The sequence below is a fragment of the Azospirillum agricola genome (genome assembly GCF_020005195.1).
In the GTDB taxonomy this organism is placed as follows: domain Bacteria; phylum Pseudomonadota; class Alphaproteobacteria; order Azospirillales; family Azospirillaceae; genus Azospirillum; species Azospirillum agricola.
The window spans coordinates 407680-428886 of the sequence record NZ_JAIFZR010000002.1; the positions used below are offsets into that span (position 1 = coordinate 407680).

18 protein-coding genes are annotated in these 21207 nt (G+C 71.7%); 5 read left to right on the plus strand and 13 right to left on the minus strand.

The features are described 5' to 3' along the window. Positions 1–7 precede the first annotated feature (7 nt). The 9 genes from JN22_RS04720 to JN22_RS04760 all read right to left on the minus strand — a co-directional run bounded on the left by JN22_RS04720 (position 8) and on the right by JN22_RS04760 (position 12155). Complete coding sequence (locus JN22_RS04720; RefSeq protein WP_085552814.1) at positions 8–418, minus strand: hypothetical protein; 411 nt, start codon at positions 416–418, stop codon at positions 8–10. A gap of 29 nt (positions 419–447) precedes the next feature. After that, positions 448–1443 carry a magnesium/cobalt transporter CorA gene (gene corA, locus JN22_RS04725; protein WP_085552815.1) on the minus strand — a complete coding sequence of 332 codons (996 nt, stop codon included), beginning with the start codon at positions 1441–1443 and terminating at the stop codon, positions 448–450. Positions 1444–1515: 72 nt separating this feature from the next. Next, positions 1516–3231: a threonine ammonia-lyase, biosynthetic gene (ilvA, locus tag JN22_RS04730; RefSeq protein WP_085552816.1), complete on the minus strand. Its 1716-nt coding sequence runs from the start codon at positions 3229–3231 to the stop codon at positions 1516–1518. A gap of 45 nt (positions 3232–3276) precedes the next feature. Further along, positions 3277–4452, minus strand: coding sequence for a GT4 family glycosyltransferase PelF (gene pelF, locus JN22_RS04735; RefSeq protein ID WP_179166038.1), 1176 nt, complete (start codon positions 4450–4452; stop codon positions 3277–3279). Then, positions 4389–5318 carry a hypothetical protein gene (locus JN22_RS04740; RefSeq protein WP_179166039.1) on the minus strand — a complete coding sequence of 310 codons (930 nt, stop codon included), beginning with the start codon at positions 5316–5318 and terminating at the stop codon, positions 4389–4391. Before JN22_RS04740 ends, pelF begins: the two co-directional genes overlap by 64 nt. A 205-nt stretch (positions 5319–5523) precedes the next feature. Further along, positions 5524–6885 (minus strand): GAF domain-containing protein, encoded by a 1362-nt coding sequence (locus tag JN22_RS04745; RefSeq protein WP_085553425.1) that lies wholly within the window; start codon positions 6883–6885, stop codon positions 5524–5526. 37 nt (positions 6886–6922) lie between these two features. Continuing rightward, positions 6923–7507, minus strand: coding sequence for a CsgG/HfaB family protein (locus JN22_RS04750; RefSeq protein ID WP_085552818.1), 585 nt, complete (start codon positions 7505–7507; stop codon positions 6923–6925). A gap of 81 nt (positions 7508–7588) precedes the next feature. Then, positions 7589–9199: a tetratricopeptide repeat protein gene (locus tag JN22_RS04755; RefSeq protein WP_223677574.1), complete on the minus strand. Its 1611-nt coding sequence runs from the start codon at positions 9197–9199 to the stop codon at positions 7589–7591. Beyond that, positions 9180–12155, minus strand: a complete 2976-nt coding sequence (locus JN22_RS04760; RefSeq protein ID WP_223677575.1) for a tetratricopeptide repeat protein — start codon at positions 12153–12155, stop codon at positions 9180–9182. Before JN22_RS04760 ends, JN22_RS04755 begins: the two co-directional genes overlap by 20 nt. A gap of 413 nt (positions 12156–12568) precedes the next feature. Between JN22_RS04760 and JN22_RS04765 the strand changes: the two genes are divergently transcribed. Beyond that, complete coding sequence (locus JN22_RS04765) at positions 12569–12745, plus strand: hypothetical protein (RefSeq protein ID WP_179166040.1); 177 nt, start codon at positions 12569–12571, stop codon at positions 12743–12745. A 229-nt stretch (positions 12746–12974) separates the two neighbouring features. Here JN22_RS04765 and JN22_RS04770 read toward each other — a convergent pair whose 3' ends face one another. The 4 genes from JN22_RS04770 to JN22_RS04780 form a co-directional block, all read right to left on the minus strand. Then, positions 12975–13676: an endo alpha-1,4 polygalactosaminidase gene (locus JN22_RS04770; RefSeq protein ID WP_179166041.1), complete on the minus strand. Its 702-nt coding sequence runs from the start codon at positions 13674–13676 to the stop codon at positions 12975–12977. 48 nt (positions 13677–13724) lie between these two features. Beyond that, positions 13725–13853 (minus strand): hypothetical protein, encoded by a 129-nt coding sequence (locus tag JN22_RS34750; protein WP_263300729.1) that lies wholly within the window; start codon positions 13851–13853, stop codon positions 13725–13727. A gap of 4 nt (positions 13854–13857) precedes the next feature. Next, positions 13858–14784 carry an NAD-dependent epimerase/dehydratase family protein gene (locus JN22_RS04775; RefSeq protein WP_085553426.1) on the minus strand — a complete coding sequence of 309 codons (927 nt, stop codon included), beginning with the start codon at positions 14782–14784 and terminating at the stop codon, positions 13858–13860. 104 nt (positions 14785–14888) lie between these two features. Continuing rightward, positions 14889–15290, minus strand: a complete 402-nt coding sequence (locus tag JN22_RS04780) for a response regulator (RefSeq protein WP_085552822.1) — start codon at positions 15288–15290, stop codon at positions 14889–14891. Between the two features lie 503 nt (positions 15291–15793). Between JN22_RS04780 and JN22_RS04785 the strand changes: the two genes are divergently transcribed. The 4 genes from JN22_RS04785 (at position 15794) to JN22_RS04800 (ending at position 21169) form a co-directional block, all read left to right on the plus strand. Then, positions 15794–17182 carry a DUF6880 family protein gene (locus JN22_RS04785; protein ID WP_085552823.1) on the plus strand — a complete coding sequence of 463 codons (1389 nt, stop codon included), beginning with the start codon at positions 15794–15796 and terminating at the stop codon, positions 17180–17182. Between the two features lie 587 nt (positions 17183–17769). Then, entirely contained in the window at positions 17770–19323 is a 1554-nt protein-coding gene (locus JN22_RS04790; protein ID WP_085553427.1) for an MFS transporter, read from the plus strand. A gap of 107 nt (positions 19324–19430) precedes the next feature. After that, positions 19431–20582 (plus strand): alpha/beta fold hydrolase, encoded by a 1152-nt coding sequence (locus JN22_RS04795; protein ID WP_223677576.1) that lies wholly within the window; start codon positions 19431–19433, stop codon positions 20580–20582. Then, positions 20579–21169 carry a histidine phosphatase family protein gene (locus JN22_RS04800; RefSeq protein WP_085552824.1) on the plus strand — a complete coding sequence of 197 codons (591 nt, stop codon included), beginning with the start codon at positions 20579–20581 and terminating at the stop codon, positions 21167–21169. The genes JN22_RS04795 and JN22_RS04800 overlap by 4 nt, the downstream gene beginning before the upstream one ends. Positions 21170–21207: the final 38 nt, after the last annotated feature.

Consider the following 21207-nt stretch of genomic DNA (forward strand, 5'->3'; position numbering starts at 1 on the left):
GACGGCGTCAGGCCGGCGGGGTGCGCCCCACCGCCGCCCAGCCGGCCGGCGTCAGGCGCAGCCGCTCCGGCCCGTCTCCCGCCCCCTCGCCGGCCGTATCGGGCTCCAGCGTGACCAGCTCGCGGTTCTCAAACCACGCCCAGCGGGAAACCTCCGCCGTGGTCCCGGCCCAGCCGTCGGCCAGACGCTTCAGCACGTCGAGGTCGGCGGCGGCGATGGGGAATTTCGGCCGTGGCACCGCCGGACGGGCGGGCGGGCCCGCCGCCGGCGGGGGCGGCGCGTCGGCCCCGGCGCACGCGCGGATCCAGTCGGTCTGGTAGGCCCTGAGCGCGCTGTCCAGCTCGGCCCGCGCCGCCTCGACCGGGCAGCGCAGATAGGTGTCCAGCAGCGCGCGCAGCGCGTCCTTCGGGTCGCTCATCCTCGCCCCATCCTTCACAGCCATCCCCATCAAAGCCAGCCCGTCCGCCGGAAGCGGACGAACAGCGCGCCGCAGACCACCGCGATGACCGCCAGCACCGCCGGGTAGCCGTAGCGCCAGTGAAGCTCCGGCATGTGCTCGAAATTCATGCCGTAGAGGCCGGCGATGGCCGTCGGCACGGCAAGGATGGCGGCCCAGGCGGCCAGCTTGCGCGTCACGTCGTTCTGCCGCGCGGCGGCCAGGATCATACTGGTTTCAAAGGCGAAGGACAGCACTTCGCGCAGCGAGCCGATCTGCTCGTTGACGCGGATCACATGGTCCTGCACGTCGCGGTAATAGGGCCGGATGTCGGCGTCGATCATCGGCAGGTCGAAGCGCTCCAGCCGCGAGCAGACCTCCAGCAGCGGCGAGGCGGCGCGGCGCAGGCGTTCCAGGTCGTGGCGGAGCTGGTGGATGCGCTCGATCTCGGCCATGCCGGGCGGGCGGGTCATCAGGAGCGCTTCCAGCTCCTCCACCACCCCGCCCATCTGGTCGAGCGCCGGGAAGTAGCAGTCGACCACATAGTCCATCACCGCGTAGACGACGAAATCCTCACCGTGCTTCAGCAACTGAGGGGAACTTTCGCAGCGCGCCCGCACCGGCGAATAGCTGCTTGAGGCGCCGTGCCGCACGGTGACGACATAGCCCTGCCCGGCGAAGACATGCGTCTCGCCGAGCACCAGCGCCTCCTTTTCCAGCCGCGCGGTGCGCAGCACCATGAACAGGCTGTTGCCGTAGATTTCCACCTTGGGGCGCTGGTGGGCGTGCAGCGCGTCCTCCACCGCCAGCTCGTGCAGGCCGAACTGGCGCTTGACCTCCATCAGCAGGGCCTCGTCCGGTTCGTGCAGGCCGATCCAGACGAAATGCCCCTCACGCGCCGCCCAGGCTCCAGCCTCGGCGACCGGGACGTCGGCGACCCGGCAGCCGTTGCAATAGGCCACGCTGGCGACCACGGCGGGATTGGCGGAAGGAGCGGGCGTGGTCATGGGTCAGCACACAGGAGGCACCGTGGAAGGGGCGGACAGTTTAGGCCGTGGGCATCGTGCCGTCGATGGAGGTCACTCCGGATCCCGCTCCATCCCCGGCCCGGCGCTGAGGAAGCAGCGGTAGGCCGGGTTGTCGGACTCGTCCCAATAGGGATAGTCGAGCTCGTCGAGGCTGCGCGCCAACTGCTCCCGATCCCCCGCCGGCACCTGGATGCCGGCCAGCACCCGCCCGTAATCGGCGCCGTGGTTGCGGTAGTGGAACAGCGAGATGTTCCACTGCCCCGACAGGCTGTCGAGGAACTTCAACAGGGCGCCGGGCCGCTCCGGGAACTGGAAGCGGTAGATCACCTCGTCCTGCAAGCCGGGCACCCGGCCGCCGACCATGTAGCGGACGTGCAGCTTGGCCATCTCGTTGTCGCTCATGTCGAGCACGGGATAGCCGTGCCCGCGCAGCATGGCGATGATCTGGGCCTTCTCGCGCTCGCCATCGGACAGGCGGACGCCGACGAAGATCTGGGCGGCCGAGGCGTCGGCGTAGCGGTAGTTGAACTCGGTGATCGCCCGCGTCCCCAGCAGCCGGATGAAGGCGCGGTAGCTGTCCGGCCTCTCCGGAATGGTGACGGCGAGCAGCGCCTCGCGGTGCTCGCCGATCTCGGCCCGCTCGGCGATGTGGCGGAGCCGGTCGAAATTCATGTTGGCGCCGCTGTTGATGGCGACCAGCGCGCCGCCCTCGCCGCCGATCCCGTCCTCGACGTACTTCTTCAGGCCGGCGAGGCTGACCGCGCCGGACGGCTCGGCGATCGCGCGGGTGTCCTCGAAGATGTCCTTGACGGCGGCGCAGATCTCGTCCGTGCCGACGGTGACGACGCCGTCCAGCAGTTCCCGGCACAACCGGAAGGTTTCCTCGCCGGCCTGCCGCACGGCGACGCCGTCGGCGAACAGGCCGACCTGGTTGAGGATCACGCGGTCGCCGGCGGCGATGGCGGCGGCCATGCTCGCCGCCTCCTCCGGCTCGACGCCGATCACCTTCACGTCGGGACGCAGGAACTTGACGAACAGCGCCACCCCGGCGGCCAGCCCGCCGCCGCCGATCGGCACGAACACCGCCTCGATCGGGTCGGGGTGCTGGCGCAGGATCTCCATGCCGACGGTGCCCTGGCCGGCAATCACGTCGGGATCGTCGTAGGGATGGATGAAGGTCAGGCCCTCCCCGGCCTCCAGCCGGCGGGCGTGGGCGTAGGCCTCGTCGAAGCTCTCGCCGTGCAGCACCACCCGACCGCCCCGGCTCTTGACCGCCTGGACCTTGATGTCGGGGGTGGTGCGCGGCATGACGATGGTCGCCGTGGCGCCGAGCGACTGGGCGGCCAGCGCCACGCCCTGGGCGTGGTTGCCGGCCGAGGCGCAGATGACCCCGCGGTCGAGATCCGCCCGTTCCAGCCCCGCCATCTTGTTGTAGGCGCCGCGCAGCTTGAAGGAGAAGACCGGCTGGAGATCCTCCCGCTTCAGGGCGATGGCGCAGCCGAGACGCTCCGACAGGCGGGGCATGGAATCGAGCGGGCTCTCGATCGCCACGTCGTAGACGCGGGCCGAGAGAATCTTCCGGATATAGTCCTGCACGTCCGACCAGCCTGTCTCAATCGTGGATGTCCGCGGGTGGCCCGGCCGCGCTGGCCCCGCCGCGCTGTCGACGGGCGGCGTGCCGACGGGCGGCGTGCCGACGGGCGATCCGCGAACCGGAGAGGCGTCAGGTCTAGCGGTGGGCGGCCGGCTGTCAAGACCCTCCTGCATCGGGGCAGGGTCCCGCCGGCCCGACCGGGGCCGCCGCGGAGCGCATCACCGGTCGGGCATGGCGATGTGCTCGTCGTAGATGGCGCGGTAGATGCGGTCGATCTCGACCTTGTCGTAACAGCGGGCGACGCGCCGGGCGATGGCTTCGCCGCAGCGCTCCCGCCAGGGCCGGTCGAGCAGCAGGGCGCGCAGCTCCCGCGCCGTCTCCAGCGGGCTGGCCAGCGGCGTGACCGCCCCGCCCGGCCCGAGCGGCGGCACCTCGTCCGGCCGCCCGAGCAGCAGTTCGGAGCAGGAGCCGACGTCGGTCGCCACCGTCGGCACGCCGGAGGCGCCGGCCTCCAGGATGACCAGCGGTTGCGCCTCGCTGACGCTGGTCAGCGCGATGGCGTCGATCCGGCCCAGCCAGTCGGTCAGCCTGACCCGGCCGGCGAAGATCACCGTGTCCTCCAGCCCGAGATGCCGGACGATGGTCCGGCATTCCTCGACATAGCCGGGATCCTCCTCCAGCGGGCCGAGGATCATCGCCTTCAGGTCGGGAATGTCCTCGCGCAGGATGCCGGCGGCGCGGATGTAGGTCTTCACGTCCTTGATCGGCACGACGCGGCCGATCAACGCGATGGTCGGCGGCCGGTCGGACGTGTCGCGCACCACCTTGGAATAGCCGGCGTAGTCGATGCCGTTGGGCACCACCGTGAGCTTGGCGGGGTCGGCGCCCTGGCGGCGCTGGAACTCCTGGTTGCCACCGTAGAGGGTGAAGATCCGGTCGCAGGCGTCGTAGCAGGCCTTGGAGTAGCTGGCGAAGGTGTCGAGCCAGAGGTCGCGCAGGTCGCGCTTCTTCTTGTCGAGCGCCAGCGAGGTGTCGGCCCCCTCGAACAGCCATTCGGCCATCAGGATCTCGATGCGGCGCTCGTTGGTGTAGATGCCGTGCTCGGTCAGCAGGGCGGGCCGGCCGGTCTCCAGCCTGGCGCGGGCGGCGAACAGCCCGGCGTAGCCGGTCGAGACGGCGTGGTAGACCTTGCAGCGGGGCATCGGCGCCAGCAGCGTGGCGAACAGCTCGCTCATCAGCGCGCGCGAGCCCCAGAAATACTCCAGGAAGGAGGCGTCGGGCAGAGCGGCCCGGCACATCCGCACCACCATGCGGAAGGACTCCTCGGAATTCAGCAGCAGGCGCCGCCCCACCTTGCCGCGCCTGGAACCGAGCAGGCGGACAACCTCCGCCACCTCCTCCAGCCCGCCGCCCTGTTGCAGCCGGCCGAGGTCGTGCCGCAGTTCGTCGTCGTCGGGCGCCAGCCCCAGGCCGTGGCGGTAGCCGGCGAGCGCCTTCTCGCGGATTTCCGCCTCGCGGTTGGCGTCGAGCAGCCCGCAGAAGGCGTAGTCGTCGAGATGCCGGGCCAGCGCCGCGACGGTGCCGGCGTCGTCGGGGTGCGAGCGGGCGGCGTGGTCGAGCGCCAGCCAGCGCTCGTTGAACTCGTGCTCGACCCGCGCCGTGGCGGTGGCGGCCTGGACGCGGACCGACGGGTCGGCGTCGGCCAGCCCGGCCTTGAGGGCGGGGGTGAAGGCCGGGCGACCAGGGCGATGACCGCCTGCTTCTGCTGCGGCGAGCCGACCGACATGACGTCGGTGAAGGACTCGCCCGCCGCCAGATGCGAGGTTTCCCGCCCCGAGACGATCAGTTCGTAGAGTTCGCGCGCCGGCTCGACCTCGCTGTCCGGGAAGAGGGAGAGGTACCAGTCCTGGAAGCCGGTGGCGTAGCGCCGGAACAGCGCGTGCAGCGCGGCGGCGGCCAGCGTGAAGAGCGGCCCCAGCGGCCCCAGAACGGGCGTCGTGACCAGCATCAGCCCGGCCAGCCGCAGGTCCAGCCCCCGGCGCAGGCGCGACCGCACCCAGACGGCCAGCCCGCCGCAGACCGCCAGATGCAGCGCCACGGCGGCGGGAAGCGCGTGGGGGATGGCCGTCGCGGCGGCGGTCGCGAAGCCGGCCGTCTCGACGGCGGCGGCCAGCAGCCCGGCCAGCACGAGTTCGGCGGAGCCGCCTTCCGGCGCGCGCTCCAGCGGGGCGTCGTCCGGACCGGCGTCGATCGTCGTCATGGCCGGACCGTCCTGTCGATCCGGCATTCATGCCCCTCTCCCGCCCCGGGAGAGGGAGGGGACCCGCCGCGAAGCGGTGGGGAGGGTGAGGGGCAATCGGCGGCATGGATCGAACCGCACGCCCGATCGCCCCTCACCCTTCCCATGCTGCGCATGGGCCCCTTCCCTCTCCCGGGACGGGAGAGGGACAGGCTCAAGCCTCTCCTCATTCCCGCGCCTCGACCTTGCGGGTGGTGAAGGCGATGGGGATCGCCGCCAGCGCCTCGGGCAGCGACTGGCGGACCGCGCGTTCCAGCTTGGCCTCCACCAGTCTGGCGCCCTCCAGCGGGGTGCCGGTCAGCACGACGCCGAAGGTGGCGCCCTGGTTGCCGAAGTCGCAGGCGAGGTCGGTGTCGCGCAGGCTGTCGCGCACGGCGCGGCCGATCGCCGCCAGATCGGCCCGCTGGCTGGAGGACAGGCGCGAAAGGCCGGACGGCCGGATGGTGATGGTCGTCGTCTCGAACCCGATCCGGCGGCCGAGCAGCGCCAGGAATTCCGCCTGACGGCCGATGAAGCCCGACGAATAGAGCGCCTCGTCGGTGAAGACGCGCTGCTCGCTGGCGACGCGGTACTGGCGCGCCTTGGCCAGCGCCGTGCCGATCCATTCGCAGAGGATGCGGAAATTCTCCACCGTGTTGACGCTGAGGTCGGTGAAGCCCAGGCTCTCGATCTTCACCATGCCGACCACCTCGCCGGTGTCGCCGCTGACCAGCGGCCCGGCCAGGATGCGCTCGTCCTCCGGCGCCGTGACGCAGAGCTGGCGCTGGCGGCCGATCACGGTGGCGAACAGCGCGGACTGGTTGTCGAACCAGCGGGCGTAGCTGTCCCGCTCGTCGTCCCAGCCCTCGTTGGTGACGGACTCCAGCGTGTCGCCGTTCAGCAGGAACAGCGAGAACTTGTCCGGCTTCATCACCGTGCGGACCAGGTCGGCGACGCCCAGCATCACGTCGCCCTCGTCGAGCCGGTCGATGGATTTCGACGCCTGATACAGCGTGAAGACGGTGCGGAGCTGCCCGGCGACGCGGGTTTCCAGCCCCTCCTTGACCGACTTCAGCGCCCGGTGGGAGCGGGTGATCGCCTCCGCCTCCCGGCGCGCCAGGGCAAGCTCGGCGCGCAACTCCTCGCGCTCGCGGATCTGGCGCATGCGCAGTTCCCCGATCAGCACGCCGGCCACCAGCCAGAGGATCGGCTCGCGGGTCAGGGTGAAGAGATGCTGGTAGAGATCCTGGGCGAACGTCTGTTCCGGCAGGTTGCCCAGCCGCAGCGCCGCCGCGGCGACCAGCGCCGCCAGCACCCCCTCGTTCGTGCCGTACTGGATCGCCAGCAGCAGAACCGGGATCCAGAAGGGATGCGGCTGCACCCCCTCGAAGCGCAGACCCGAGCCGAACGCCCAATCCAGCCCCAGCGCGACGCCGAAGAACAGCGCCAGTTCGATCAGCGCGACGCGGCGGATGCCGAACAGGCGGCGCGGCGCCGCCGCGTCGTCCACGGCCGCGGCGGTCGGAGGCGGTTCGGACACGGCGCTCATCGACGGCTCCGTCAGCAAGGCGGCGGACAGGCGGCGGTCATTGGGCGCCGCCGGCCGCGCGCAGGCTGTCCAGCATGCGGGAAACGACGCGCTGGGCGACGTTGTTGACGCTGTCGCGGCTGAAGTAACCGCACCCGGCCTCCGACTGGCTCGACGCCCACAGCACGGCGCCGTCGGCGCTGCGCACCAGCCGGGCGTTCAGCCCGACCACCGGTTCCTCGCGCAGGCCGTGCTGGTAGCCGTATTCCGACACGCTGCCGACCAGCACCGCGTCGACCCCCAGCGTCCGCCCGGCGGCCTGGGCCGAGCTGCTGTCCGACAGCTTCTCCACGTCCACCTTGGCGGCGACGAGCTGGTTGCGGACCCGGCTGGACTCCACCGGCCGGTAGAGCCCGAGGCCGTACAGCTCGGTCGAAACCAGATCGGCGGCGATCTGCCCGGCGCTCGGGTGGTTGGTCAGATTTTCGAAGGGCAGCACGGCGACCGTCGATCCGGCCGGCAGCCCCGCCCCCGGTTGCGCGAAGTCGCGGCTGGTGGTGCGGCCGGTGCCGCACCCCGCCAGCGCCAGGACGACCAGCGCCGAGGCCGCCATCAGCGCCAGCGGCTTTCCAAAAGATCCCACGCCCCGCTCTCCTGTCGTCCGTCCCATGCCCGTCCCCCCAATCCTGATCGCGATCACGAGTTCCCGCCCATCGCCGGGCCATCAGCAGCGCAAGATCACATAGCCGCCCACCATGTCGACCGCGCTGGCGCTGCCGCGCGCGGTGGAACGGGCGTGGCTGGCCCGGAAGCCGACCCCCAGCGAATCGGTCGGCTCCCAGCTCAGCGAAAAGCTCCCCTGCGGCCCGCTCTTGCCGCGCCGGTCGTAGGAGTAGCCGACCTGCACGCCGTAGCGCACATAGTCGGTCACCCAATCCTCCGCCGCGACCTGGATGCCGTGAACCTCGCGCGTTGCCGCCGGCAACGGAACATAGGGCTGGCCCTGAGCCGTCTCGCGCTGCGCCCGCCGCCCGACATATTCGGCGTCCAGCGTGTAGGCGACGCTGGCGAGCGGCCCCTCCTGGTTCAGCACGTAGCGCAGCGCGCCCTCGACGGTGGCGCTGCGCGCCAGATCCGCCGCTCCGGACAGGCCGTAGCGGTTGTAGCCGGCGCCCAGCGCCAGGCTCCAGCGCTCGGACAACCGCTCGTCGTGCTGGAGGAAAACGCGGTCGCGGCGGCCGCCGCCGACGACGCCCTCCAGGAAGGCGAAGTTCGGCTCGCTCCAGGCGATTCCGGCGCGGGTCTCGGAGGTCTCGTCGCGCCACGCGTGGGTGTAGCCGATGCCCAGCGTGCGCTGCGCCGCCGAGACCGTCAGGGCCGAGCGCTCCAGCTCCGGCCAGTCGCGCACCAGCCCGAGGTCAAGCTTCTGGCGGCTGCCATGGAAGAAACGCTGGTCGCCGTCGGCCCGCTGGGCCAGCTTGGCGTCGACGAAGCGGCTCTCCAGCCCGTAGACGAAGGAGGTCGAGCGACCGATGTCCTTGATCCCGCCGAACTTCAAAATGTGCTGGGTCTCGCCGCCGCGCACCTTCTGGCGATCGACGTCGAAGCGCATGCGGTCGCCGTTCTCGCGCAGCAGCCGCGCCTTGGCCCGGACCAGGGACGGTTCGTTCGGCGTCAGCTTCAGCGCCATGTCGTAGGCCCGCAGCGCCTCGCGCCAGCGGCCGAGCCGCTCCTCCGCCTGGGCCAGCAGGGCGGTGGACTGGGCGTCGCGCGGCTCGACCCGGATCCGGTCGAGCAGCAGCGAGCGCGCTTGGCGGAGCTGTCCGCCCTCCAGGAAGGTCAGCGCCTGGAAATAGTCGATGCGCCGCTGCGCTGCTTGGTCGGCCGCACGGTCGGCGGCCTGGGACGCCGTGGACCGCAGGGCGGCCGGCTCCCGCGTGAAGGCCACGGCGACGCCGGAACCGTCCGGACTCGCCTCCGCCGCGACGCCCGGCGCCAGCACCAGCAGCACGCTGTCGTAGCCATACTGCACGCCCTCGACCCAGCCCTGCAAACGCTCGCCCGCCACATCCAGCGCCACCCCGCCGAGCGGGCGGCTGAAGCGCAGCCTCAGGTCGCGGCCCTGCCGCTCGATCTCGGTGGCGACACGCCCCGGCCAGCGCAGGGCGAAGCGGGCGCCGGCCTCGTCGCCACTGGCTTCCAGCCGGGCGGCGGGCGGCGGGGTCTGCGCCCGCATCGTCACCGACAGCGACGGAACCGCCGCCACCCACAGCAGGGCCGCGAGCGCCAACGCCCAGCGCAGCAAAGGGAAGGCCCTATTGTAGGCTGAGCACACGGCGCGCCTCCTGCAAACGTCCGTTCTCGATCAGCATCGACGCGTAATCGGCCTTGAGTTGGCGGTCGTTCGGCCGTCGCCTGCGCAGGCCCTCGAACAGCGCCACCGCGTCGTCCAGCTTGCCCAGCCGGTTCAGCAGATTGGCTTCCGTCTGGGCGGTGGCGTCGTTGCGGGTCCGGCCGGCACGCAACTGCGTCAGCGCGGTCTGGTAGAAGGGAGTGGCGGCGCCCGGTTTCTTCAGCGCGGTCAGCGCCTCGCCCAGGAAATAATAGGCCTCGTAATCGTCGGGGCCGCGCGCGATGAAACGGCGCAGCAGCCGTTCGGCGTCGATCAGCCGGTTCTCGTCATAGGCCAGCATCCCAAGCTGGCGCAGCGCCTCGCCGTCGTCCGGCCGCTGCGCCAGCAGGGCGTCCCAGGCGGCGGCGGCGGTCGGCCGTTCGCGCGCCTGCTCGGCCAGCCGGGCGTAGCGGCGCAGCCGGTCCGGCGCGCGCTCCGTCGCCAGCGCCGAGCGCACCGCCCCGGCCAGCTCCCTGCCCTTGCCCTGGGCGGCCAGCGCCTCGATGTAGGGGGCCTTCAGCGCCGGGCTGTCCGGTGTGCCGCCGCCACCCAACCGTTCCGCGACGCGGCTGGCGCCGCCCAGTTCGGCGAGCCGGTCGTACCACCCCGCCTGTTCGGCCGACGAGTCGGCGGCCTTGGCGCGCGCCTCGATCCAATCGAGCGCCGCCGGCGGCGGGCGCGGCCCCCAGAGATAGGCGAGTTGCCTGAAATCCTCGCTCCGCGCTCCCTGACCGGCGGCAAGCCGGCGCAACGCCTGCTCCGCCCCCGCCTTCTCGCCCAACTCCAGCAGGACGAAGGCGACCTCGCGGCGATCCTTGGCCGGCAGCCGCTCGTCGTCGGCGCGGGTCAGCAGGTAGCGCCGCAGCTCGCCCTTGCGGCCGAGCTTGCCCAACGTCTCGCGGTACAGCGCATCCCACGGCCCACCGGCGCCGGACGTCGCCAACGGCCTGAGCACCGGCAGGGCGCGGGCCGGGCCGGCGGCCTCCAGCAGCAGGGTGGCGCGCTGCTCGCGCGCCGCCACGGTCAGCGCCGGGTCGGCGAGCTGGCGCTCCAGCAGGTCGGCGACCTCGCCGAGCGTCCCCGCGCGGCGGGCGGCGTCGGCGTAGGCGAACAGCCACTCCCCGCCCAGCCGCTCGGCCCGCCCGCGCAGCGTCGGCAGGGCGGCGCGGTAGGCCTTGCGGTCGAGCAGCGCGAAGACGAGCGCCCGCTCATCGGAATCCGACAGGTCGCCCCTGGCGAGCTTGCCGACAAGGAAGCGCACCGCCTCCCCGGTCCGGCCGGTGGCGTCGAGGGCGGCCAGATAGGCGGTCTCGACCTCGACCCCGCCGCCGGGCAGCAGTTGGGTCAGGTGCGGCAGCGCCTCGGCGGCGCGGCCGGCCGACAGCAGGGCGCCGGCCAGCGCCAGACGGCTGCGCGGCGTCGGCGCCGGCGCCAGGGCGAAGACACGCTCCGCCGCCTTCAGCGCCAGCGGGGCGGCGCCGCGCTCCGCCGCGATGGTGGCGACGTCCTGCAACAGCGTCTCGCCCAGCCTGGGATGGGCGTCGAGCCACGCCGCGACCGCCGCCGGATCGCCCGCCCGCGCCGCCAGCCGCACCCAGCCGAGATCGGCCGCTCCCGAGGAGGAGGCTTTCCGCCGCGCCTCGAACCAGGACAGACCGGCCGGCGCCCGGCCGAGGTCGAGGAACAGGCTGCCCAGCTCCTCCAGCGACTCGTCGGGCAGGTCGCTGTCGAGCGGCAGCCGGTCGAAACCGGCGAGCGCCTCGGCGCGGCGGCCGGCGCGGTCGAGGATGCGGACGGCGGTCAGCCGCTCGGTCAGGGGTTGCTTCGGATCGGCGAGGCCCTGTTGCGCCCAACGGACGGCGGCGGCCTTGTCGTCGCGCCCGATGGCGATGTTGGCGGCCAGCACCGGTCGCTCGGCGAGGAAGCCGTCGCCCAGATCGGCGGCGAGGCGGTCGAGGAAGGCGCGGTCGCGGTCGCGGAAGGCGGTTTCGGCCAAGCCGGCGAGCACCCAGTCGGGGACCAGCCGCAGGTCGCGCCCGCGCGCCGCCGTCAGCGCCGGACGGTCCAGCCCGGCGTTCATCTGCAAGGCCAGCAGCCGCCCGTGGGAGGCGTCGTCGACCGGCCCCGGCAGCGCCTCCAGCCGCGCCCGCGCCTCGTCGCGCCGTCCGGCGGCGAGTTGGAGGTCGATGAATGTCAGCTCCAGCGCCAGCGCATGGTCCGGCTTGGCGACCTGCGGCTCCAGCAACCGCAGCCCGAGGTCGGGCCGGGCGGCGGCGGCGAGCTGGCTGGCGAGCCCCACCATGTCGGCGACCGTCGGGTTCTCGCCGAGCCAGCGCTGGGCGCGGCGGAAGGCGTCGTCGTCGCGGTCGAGGTCGATCAGCAGGCTCATCAGCAGCTCGCGACTGTCGGCCTCGATGCGGCCGCCGGCGCGGTCGTCGGTCTGGAGCAGCCGCTCCACCGCACCGGCCCGGTCGCCGAGCGACGCCAGCAGCGACGCCAGCTCCTGCTGAGCCTCCACATCCTCCGGGCGCAGGTCGCAATAGCGGGCCAGCGCCTCCGCCTGTATATCGAGCCGACCCTGGAAGCCGGCGAGATAGGCCAGCTCGCGCTGCGCCTCGCCGGTGCCGCGCAGGCGGGCCATCACGCGCAAGTTCTCCAGATGGTCGCCCTGGCGCTGGGCGTCCTGGTAGAGCGTGTCCAGAAGCTCGCGCCCCTCGATGGATTTCGGTTCCTGGGCGACGAAGCCCTCCATCAGGGCGATGGCGCGCCCGACGTCGCCCTCGGCAAGGTGCAGCCTGGTCAGCGGCATCACCGTGGCGGCGCCGCGGTCGCCGGCGGCGAAGCGTTCCTCGTAGACCGAGCGGGCGTTCTCGTAATCGCGGTCGCGGAACTTCTGCAAGGCCAGTTCGCCGCCCCCTACTGAAATACATCCGCCGGCCCGACAGGATGGTGACGTCGGGCTTGGGCAGGTCGTCGGTGGCGAAGGCGTCGCGGAAGAAGGCGAAGGGATCGATGATCCACTGCCGCCGGTTCATCTCCGGATCGTAATGGCGGGCGTAGCCGTCCGACACCAGGCCGCCGGCCGGGCCGGTGACGACCAGATGGCTGTCGGTCGCCTCGTCGCCGCCCCGCCGCATGACGAGGTGCGAGACGACGCGCCCGTCGGTCTTGCGGAACAGCGGGTAGCCGGGCAGCGCGCCGGCCAGGGCGCGCTCGTAGCCGATCATCGCGTCGGCGACCGCCGGGCGCGACTTGTAGGTGAGGTCGGAATAGCCGTCGTCGTCGCGCAGGCCGAACCGGGCGAAGAAGCGGTTGACCAGCGCCAGCGGCACCGCCTTCCCGCCGGCCGAGACGCGGATCCCCGGCTGGCCCAGAACGGCGAAGCGCACGCCGTGCCCCATCGCCGCCGCCGCCCAGTCGATGAAGGCGGGGGCGTCGGCGAAAGGCTCCCCGGCGAACCAGGTCACCACCCCGCGCAGAGCCGGATAGCGGGACAGGTCGGGCAGGCCATCGGCGACGTTCCAGTAGACCACCGACAGCCCGAGATGGTTGAGCGGCATCTCGGCCATGGAATGCACCCGCGTCAGGCGGATCGTCCGCTCCTCGCGCAGGTCGACCAGGGCCAGCACGGTGCGCGGCACCGCCGGCCCGGCCGCCCGCGCGGCTCCCCCGGCGGCGGCCAGCAGGAACGCCACGCACACGGCACGCAGCAGCGGCGTCACGGCGGCGGCTCCGCCACCAGCCGGTCGAGCTCGACCACCGACACATAGGGCGAAAAGCCGTTGGCCCGCTGGCGGGCGTAGATGGCGCGGACGCCCGCCGTGTCGGCCGGGTCCCAGTAATCCAGCGAGAACAGGCCGAGCACCGGGTTGAGCGCCTTGGCCTCCTTCAGCGCCTCCACCTGGAACCGGTAATCCTCGTCGCTTTGCAGATGCGGGCGCTTGGCCGCGAAGTCCCAGCCGGCGTAGACGCTCTCCCCCAGCGCGAAGTCGATGGAGCGGGCGGTCTGCGGCAGGATCTCGTAGGCGCGGTTCTGCATGACGCGGATCTGCGGCCAGTTCCTGCGGATGGCGCCGACCAGACGCGCCGCCCCCCCGGTCATGCCGGCCCAGCGCTTGGGATCGGTGCGCTCCAGATGCGGCGGGTTGTCGAGCGTGTCGAGGAAGACGCCGTCGAAGCCGGAGCGCAGCAGCGCCGGCACCAGCCCCTCCACCACCAGCTTGACCCAGCGGCGGTCGCGCACGTCGACATAGAAGCTGCCCGGCCAGTTCGGGTTCTCCTGGTCCAGGATGCCCCAGCCCTTGACCAGGCCGAACCAGGGGCGGTGGGTCTCGACCTCGCCAACGCTGATGTAGCCGAGCAGGGTCTTGCCGCGGTCCTTCAGCGGCCGCAGCGGCGGGTGGGTGCGGCTGTCGAGCACCAGCAGCCCGTAGGGTTCGAAGGCCTGCGGCGGCTCCCTGTCGGCGTACTAGACCGCCCAGGAGGGGGCGGCGAAGTCTCCGGCCCCGCCGGCCGCCGCCGCGCGGGCGCGGCCGGGCAGCGCCAGCGCCGCCGCGCCGGCCAGCAGGCCGCCCGTCACGCCGCGCCGCCCGATCACGGCGTCAGCCGAGCCAGGCCAGCGTGTCCCGCAGACCATCCTCCAGCGAGGTGTCGCAGGTCATGCCGAAGGCGCCGACCAGCCGCGACGGGTCGCCGATGGAGACGCGGATGTCGCCGGCCCGCGCCGGCCCGTAACCGCGGTCGAGCGGACGGCCGGCCAGCCCGGCCAGCACCTCGGCCAGCCGGTTCACCGAGGTCGGCTTGCCGGTGCAGACGTTGAAGACCGGGGCGCCGGGGCGCGGGTCGTCCATCGCGGCGGTCAGGTAGCGCACCAGATCCTTCACATACACGAAGTCGCGCACCTGCTCGCCGTCGCCGTTGACGGTGATCGGCTCGCCCCTGACGATCCGCCCGGCGAAGATCGAAATGACTCCGGAATAGGGCGATTTCGGATCCTGGCGCGGCCCGTAGACGTTGAAGAAACGGAAGCCGGTCGTCGGCACGCCGTGCACCCCGTCGGCGACCCGCGCGTGCAGCTCGCAGCCCAGCTTGTCGGCGCCGTAGGCCGACAGCGGGCGGGTCGCGGCGTCCTCGGTCAGCGGGGTGGACGGGTTGTCGCCGTAGACGGCGGCCGACGAGGCGTAGACCACCGGCACCGGCCCCTTCGGGTTGGCGCGCCGCGCCGCGTCGAACACCGCGACGGTGCCGGACAGGTTGGCGTGGTGGGTCTCCAGCCACGCCTCGCGCGAGCGGTCGACGGAGGCCACGGCGGCCAGATGGAAGCAGCCGTCCACCCCGCCCATCGCCGCCTCGACGGCCGCCGCGTCGGCGACGTCGCCGACGATGACCGGAACGCCCTCCGGCAGGTTCCCGCGCTTGCCGGTGGACAGATCGTCCAGCACCCGGACCTCGTGCCCGGCGGCCAGAAGACGTTCGATCAGGTGAGAACCGATGAAGCCGCAGCCCCCGGTGACCAGATAACGCGCCATGCTCGCGGTGTCCCCCATGCTGTTCGAACTCGGAAGGGTTGTACGCTGCGCCCGCAAGTCCGGATCACCGCCGCGTCTCCGGCGGGGCCGCCCACCCCGCCCGCTCAGGAATCCTGGTCCGCCGACGTCTTGAGGAAACCGGCGACGACCGCCTGGAACTCCCTGGGCTTGATCGGCTTCGACACGTGCCCGTCGAACCCGGCTTCGACCAGCCGGCGCTTGTCGGCGGGCGTCGCCAGGTTGGTGACCGCCAGCACCGGCGTCGCCGCCAGACCGCCGTCGGCGCGGATTTGCTGGATCAGCTCGACCCCCGACAGGTTGGGCATGACGATGTCCATCACGACCAGGTCGGGCCGCAGCTCCCGCATCATGTCGAGGACGGCGCGGGCGTCCGTCGCCTCGGCCACGGCGTGGCCGCTCTCCTCCAGGCAGCGGACGAAGAGCTTGCGCATCAGCACATTGTCCTCGACCACCAGAATCGTTCGTGTCGCTTCGACCGGATCCATGTCCACGCTACCGGAAAAACGGCGCCGGCTTCGGGGCCGGCGGTTGAGTGGAAGAGCCACCCACTCGGAAAATTCTTTAGGGAAGATGCCCGAACAGGTCAAGCCAAGCCCTGGTCATAGGGAAAAACCCTGACCTTTGGACAGGCTCATGCAATAGTCAGGGAAGTAAAAGACGGAAAATATGTTAATGAGCTGTTGATGGAAATCCGGGTTCCGTTTGTTGTCACTGCCACGCCCGACGGAAGCGCCGGGCTGGAGCGGAGCCGGTGCCTGTCACGATTTTCCAGCAGGTCGCCGACAACGGCGGCCAGACGGACGCGGACGCCATGCCCCGCGGAGCGGCCGGCGCCGCGATGATGCCCGGAGAGCTTTGCAGAATAGGGGGTACCCCTTATAGAATGCCGGCTGACTCGCGCCTAACGTGTGAAACCGGCCGACACAATCCTGCCCGACCGCGATCATCCCGGATGCGAGCATCCTTCGATTGTTACAGGAAGAGCGGCATGGACCTCCGGAGTGACATCGATCTTTCGCCGGACGCGATCGAGACCCTCGGCGCCCGGCGCCTCGCGGATCTGCTGCTGCGGCACGCCGGCCGCGACGCGGCGCTGCGCGAGGAGCTTCGGCTGGCCCTGCTGGCGGCGGAGCCGGCCGACCGGCTGGCCGGCGAACTGGCCGAGGCGATCGAGGCCATCGACGCCGACCCCCGCGACTGTGACGGGATGGAAAGCGGCGGGCTGGCGGCGACGCTCGACCGCCTGCGCGCCTCCATCACCGCCGACCTGCTGCCGCGCGACCCGAAGGCGGCGGCGGATCTGCTCGGCCGGCTGCTGCGGCTGGAAACGGGGGTGCTGGAGCGCTGCGACGATTCCGACGGGCTGATCGCCGACGTCTTCAGCAGCGCGCTCGCCGATTGCGGCCGCGCCTGGCTGGCCGTGCCGGGGCAGCCGCCCCAGGCGCTGGCCGAGCTGGTGTTCGGCCTGTTCGCCGAAAGCGACTACAGCGTGCGCGGCGACATCGTCCCCGCCTTCAAGGACGCCCTCGGCCCGGTCGGGCTGGACGCGCTGGAGGGGCTGATCCGCCACCGGCTCGGCGCGCTGTCGGACGGCCCGACGGACTGGCGCGAGGCCGACCTCGTGCGCGCCCTGACCGAGATCGCCGACGCGCGCGGCGATCTGGAGAGCTACATCGCCCTGCATGAGCAGGCCGGCACCGAGGCCAGCGCCGTCAAGGACATCTGCGAGCGGCTGGTCGCCGCCGGCCGGCTGGAGGAGGCGCTCGACCGCGCGCAGCGGGCCGAGGTGCCGGGCTGGCGGCGCGGCGACATCGACCGGCTGCGCATCGACATCCTCGCCCGGCTGGAGCGGACGGCCGAGGCTCAGGCGCTGCGCCGCGACCTGTTCGCCCGCACCTTGTCGCCGACCGTCCTCGATTCCTATCTGGCGGCCCTGCCGGACGCGGAGCGGCCGGCGGCGCTGGCCGGCGCCATCGCGCTGGCCCAGGCCCACGGGGACATCCATGGCGCCCTGGAACTGCTGGTCCGCCTCGACCTCGACGCGGCGGCGACGCTGGTCAACCGGCGGGTGCAGGATCTCAACCCGCAGCTCTACCGCGTCCTGCGGCCGGCCGCGGCGACGCTCGCGGCGAAGCACCCGCTGGCGGCGAGCCTGCTGTTCCGCCACCTCGCCGAATCGGTGCTCGACCAGGGGCAGACCTCGGCCTACGGCTATGCGGTCGGCGATCTCGAGTCGGCCGAGGGATTGTCGGAAACGGTCGCCGATTGGCTCGGCCACCCCTCTCACGATCTCTACCGCCAGCAACTTTTTGTCCGGCATCACCAGAAGCGGGCCTTCTGGGAGCGCATGCGTCAGGCCGGACTCGACTGGCGCTGATCACGGAAGCCGGGCACCCTTCGGCAATCTGGAATTGTTTTAAAAACGCGGCCCCACCCATTTTCGTATGGGTGGGGTTTTTCGCGTGTATTTTTGCAAACGCACAACACTTGTGCGCCGCAACGAAATTCCGCAGTCAGAAAAAATTTACTCGACGTTTCCTTATACGACACACCAACAATTCGACATACATGAGTATGTCTCTGGATAATTGCGATTCTTCTCCCCATGCGATTACGGTTTACCAAATCTTTGGAGTTATGAATTAGGTTCTGACACTCTTTCTTCCTGAAGAGAGATCGGCCGGACCTGTTTTCATGACAAATTACTCATCGATACGCCTGCCACTTACCCTCGTGATTCTGACATTTCTCGGAATCACTCTGATCACCTATCTCAATTACGCTAAATTTTACACAACTTTTGTTGAGCAGTCCGCCCCGCAAATCTCCCTTCCTTCCTTGTCCCCCACACCGCCGGCCACCGATGCGGCACAGGCCGGCGTCCCGGCCGACCGGACATCCGCAACCGGCGCAAGCGGGGACGGCGCCGCACGGGACGGCATTGCGCTGGCGGTGCGCGACCGCATGGCTCTGGTGCTCGGGTTGGTCGCCGGGACGGTTGTCCTGCTGGCGGCGACGGCTCCCTCCCTGTTCCAGCGCGCCGGCCGATCGCCTTTGCGGTCGCTGGCGCTGGTCGCGGCGGCCGGAATCGCCGTCTCCGCCGGATCGCTTCCCCAACTGCAAGGCATGCTCGACGCCGAGGCGCTGCGGGCTCTGCTCCAGGACGGCGCCGTGGTGCTGGTCGTGTCGCTGCTGGTTGTGTTCGAGCTTCTCCTGCTGGTCCACGCCCGCTGGCTCCGGCGGGATCCGGCCACGGCGGCGAACGGCGACGCGGCGGGCGGCATCGCCGGCATCCGCATCGCGCTCTTCCTGTTCATGCTGGCGGAGGAGCTGTCGCGCTCCTTCCTGCCGCTCTACGCGCAAAAACTCTACACGCCGATCCCCGGCCTGTCGGACACCCTGATGATGGGGTTGCCGATCGGCCTGTTCATGCTGCTGGTCGCCGTCTTCACCCCCTTCGCCGGAGCCTGGGCCGACCGCTTCGGCAGCCGCCGCACCCTGCTGTTCGGCACGCTGCCGGCTGTGGCCGGCTTCGTGGGCACGGCGCTCGCGCAATCGGTGGCCGAACTGCTGCTGTGGCGCGGCGCCTGCGCGCTCGGCTACGCCGTCATGTTCATCGGCGCCCAGGGCTTCATCGCCCGCCACGCCCGGCGGGAGGAGCGGACGCGCGGCATGGCGCAGTTCGTCGCCGCGGTGGTCGTCGCCGGCCTATGCGGCGCGCCGATCGGCGGCATCCTCGCCGACCATGTCGGCGAGCGCGCCACCTTCGCGGTGTCGGCGCTGCTGGCGCTCGCCGCCGCGCTGGCCGCCGCCCTCCTGCTGCCGGCGGAACGGGGGGAGCGCGTGGAACGGCGCAGGGTTCGCTGGCGCGACCACACGGCCCTGCTCGCCAACCCGCGCTTCGCGGCGCTGCTGCTGTTCTCCTCGCTGCCGACCAAGCTGATGCTGACCGGCTACCTCTTCTATCTGGTGCCCGTCACCCTGCACGGGCTGGGCGAGACGCCGGCCGGCATCGGCCGCATCCTGATGATCTACGGGCTGACCATCGTCGTCCTCGGCCCCTGGGTGTCGCGGGCCGCCGACCGCAGCGGGCGCAACGCCCTGTTCGCCGGCGTCGGCGGGCTGGTCGGCGGCGCCGGGATGCTGGTCGTGCTGCTGGCGCCAGGGGTGCCGGGGGTGCTGGCCGGCGTCGCGGCGCTCGGCATCGCCCATGCGCTCAACAACGCCACCCAGCTCGCGCTGGTGCCGGACGTCTGCAAGGCCGAATGCGCCCGCATCGGCTCGACCAGTGTCTTCGCCGTCTACCGCCTGCTGGAACGCGGCGGTTCGGTGCTGGGGCCGCTGCTGGCCGCGGCGCTGGCCGACCGCTTCGGCCACCAGAGCGCGCTGGCGGCGCTCGGCATCCTCGGCGCGCTGTGCGGCGCGGCCTTCTGCGTCGTCTTCGTGCTCTCGCCTTCCCCCGCCGACGCCGACACCCGCAACACGGCCGCCGACGCGGCCGGAGGGGGCGCACCGTGACCACCGCTCCGCCCCTCGCCGCCCCGCCGCTCGCCACCCCTCCCGTCCAGACCGTCCCCGCACGCCCCCGCCCCGTTCCATCCCGCCGTCGATCCAAGAGAGAGGCGATGACGCCGATGCCAGACCAGATGCTCGCGGAGCCCGCAACGGCCAACCTGGCCACGCTTTTCGCGCCCTGCACCACGCCCCACGCCGACCCGATGGGCGCGCTGGTGGCGGCGCTGGACGCGCTCGGCCTGACCTCGACCGAGCAGATGACCTGGAAGGACTACGACCGGATCATGCGGGCCATCGAGCCGTCGATCGGGTCGGGCCACACGCTGCGCCACTTCGACTACACGCACACGGCGACGCTCCAGGCCGGCACGGTGGAGCGGCTGCGCAAGGACTACACCATCCGCCTCGCCTACACGGAATGGGGCAGCCCCCTGCGGCCGACTCTGTTGTGCCTGGGCGGCATCGCCAACGCGGCGCGGCGCTTCGACTATCTCGCCCGCGCGCTGTCGCGCGACCACCATGTGCTGTGCCTCGACTGGGCCGGGCGCGGGCGCAGCGGCTGGCTGGCCGAACAGTCCGACTACAGCTTCGACAGCAACGTCGCCCAGGTGCTGGCGCTGATCCGCCACAAGCGGCTGAGCCGGGTCACGCTGCTGGGGTCCTCGCTCGGCGGCTGCGTGGCGATGCGGGTGGCGGCCGAGGCGCCGGAGGTGGTCGACCGCCTGATCCTCAACGACATCGGCCCCTTCATCCCGATGGAGCGCCGCAGCCGCCGCGCCGAATCGGTGGCCCGCCACTATGTCTTCCGCAAGCCGGCCCAGCTCTTCCACCGCGCCGGCGCCGCCCAGAAGAACGACGGGCCGGTCGACGACACGGTGCTGCTCCACAACAGCTTCCACCAGACCCGCTGGTCGGAGGAGAATGGCGGGCGCGTCTACCGCCACGACATCCGCGCCCTTCAGAACTACCGCGAGGGCGCCGCCCAGGACCACGACCAGTGGGACGACTGGCAGCGCATCGACTGCCCGGTGCTGCTGGTGCACGGGATGCTGACCGACGCCCTGCTCGATTCGACCATCGAACGGATGCTGGCCAAGCCGCGCGTCGGCGTCGTGCATGTGCCGCTGGTCGGCCACACCCCGACGCTCAGCGACCCGCTGCACATCGGCGCGCTGCGCAACTGGCTGAACGGTCCCGACGGCTGGCCGCGCGAGAGCACGGTCGGCTGGACGCCGGGCGCCGAACGGATCCTGTTCCGGTGAGCGGGGCGGCCTCCTTCCACTTCGCGCGGCACGGCCAGACGGCGGACAACCTCCGGGGCGTGCGCTGCGGCGGCGACCGCGACGTGCCGCTGACCGATGCCGGAGTCGCCCAGGCGCGCGCCGCCGCCGAACGCTTCCGGAAATCCGGCGCGCCCTGCGGGCTGGTGATCGCCGGCCCTCTGGAGCGCACCGCCGTGACCGGCGCGCTGTTCGCCGAGGCGCTGGGGGTGCCGCTGGCCGAGCGCGGCTGGCTGCGCGAGCGCGCGCTCGGCGACTGGAACGGCGTGGCCATCGACGTCACCCGCCCCTGGTTCGCCGCCGGCCGGACCCCGCCCGGCGGCGAGAGCGAGGAGGATTTCGCCGCCCGCGTGCTCGCCGGGGTGGCGGAGCTGGAGGACGTGCTGGAGCGGCGGCCGCTGCTGGTCGGCAGCAAGGGGATCGGACGGATCCTGCTGCACCGGCTGGCCGGGCGCCCCGGCGTCGAGTTGGGAAATTGCGACGTCGTCGGGTTCGCGCGCGGCGCCGGCCCGGATGCCCCCCCCGATGGCGACGGGGCGGAACGCCCCCTCTGGCGGTGCGACCGCTGACGCTTTCGTCTGAATGACCATGATGGAGCCCGCCGCTC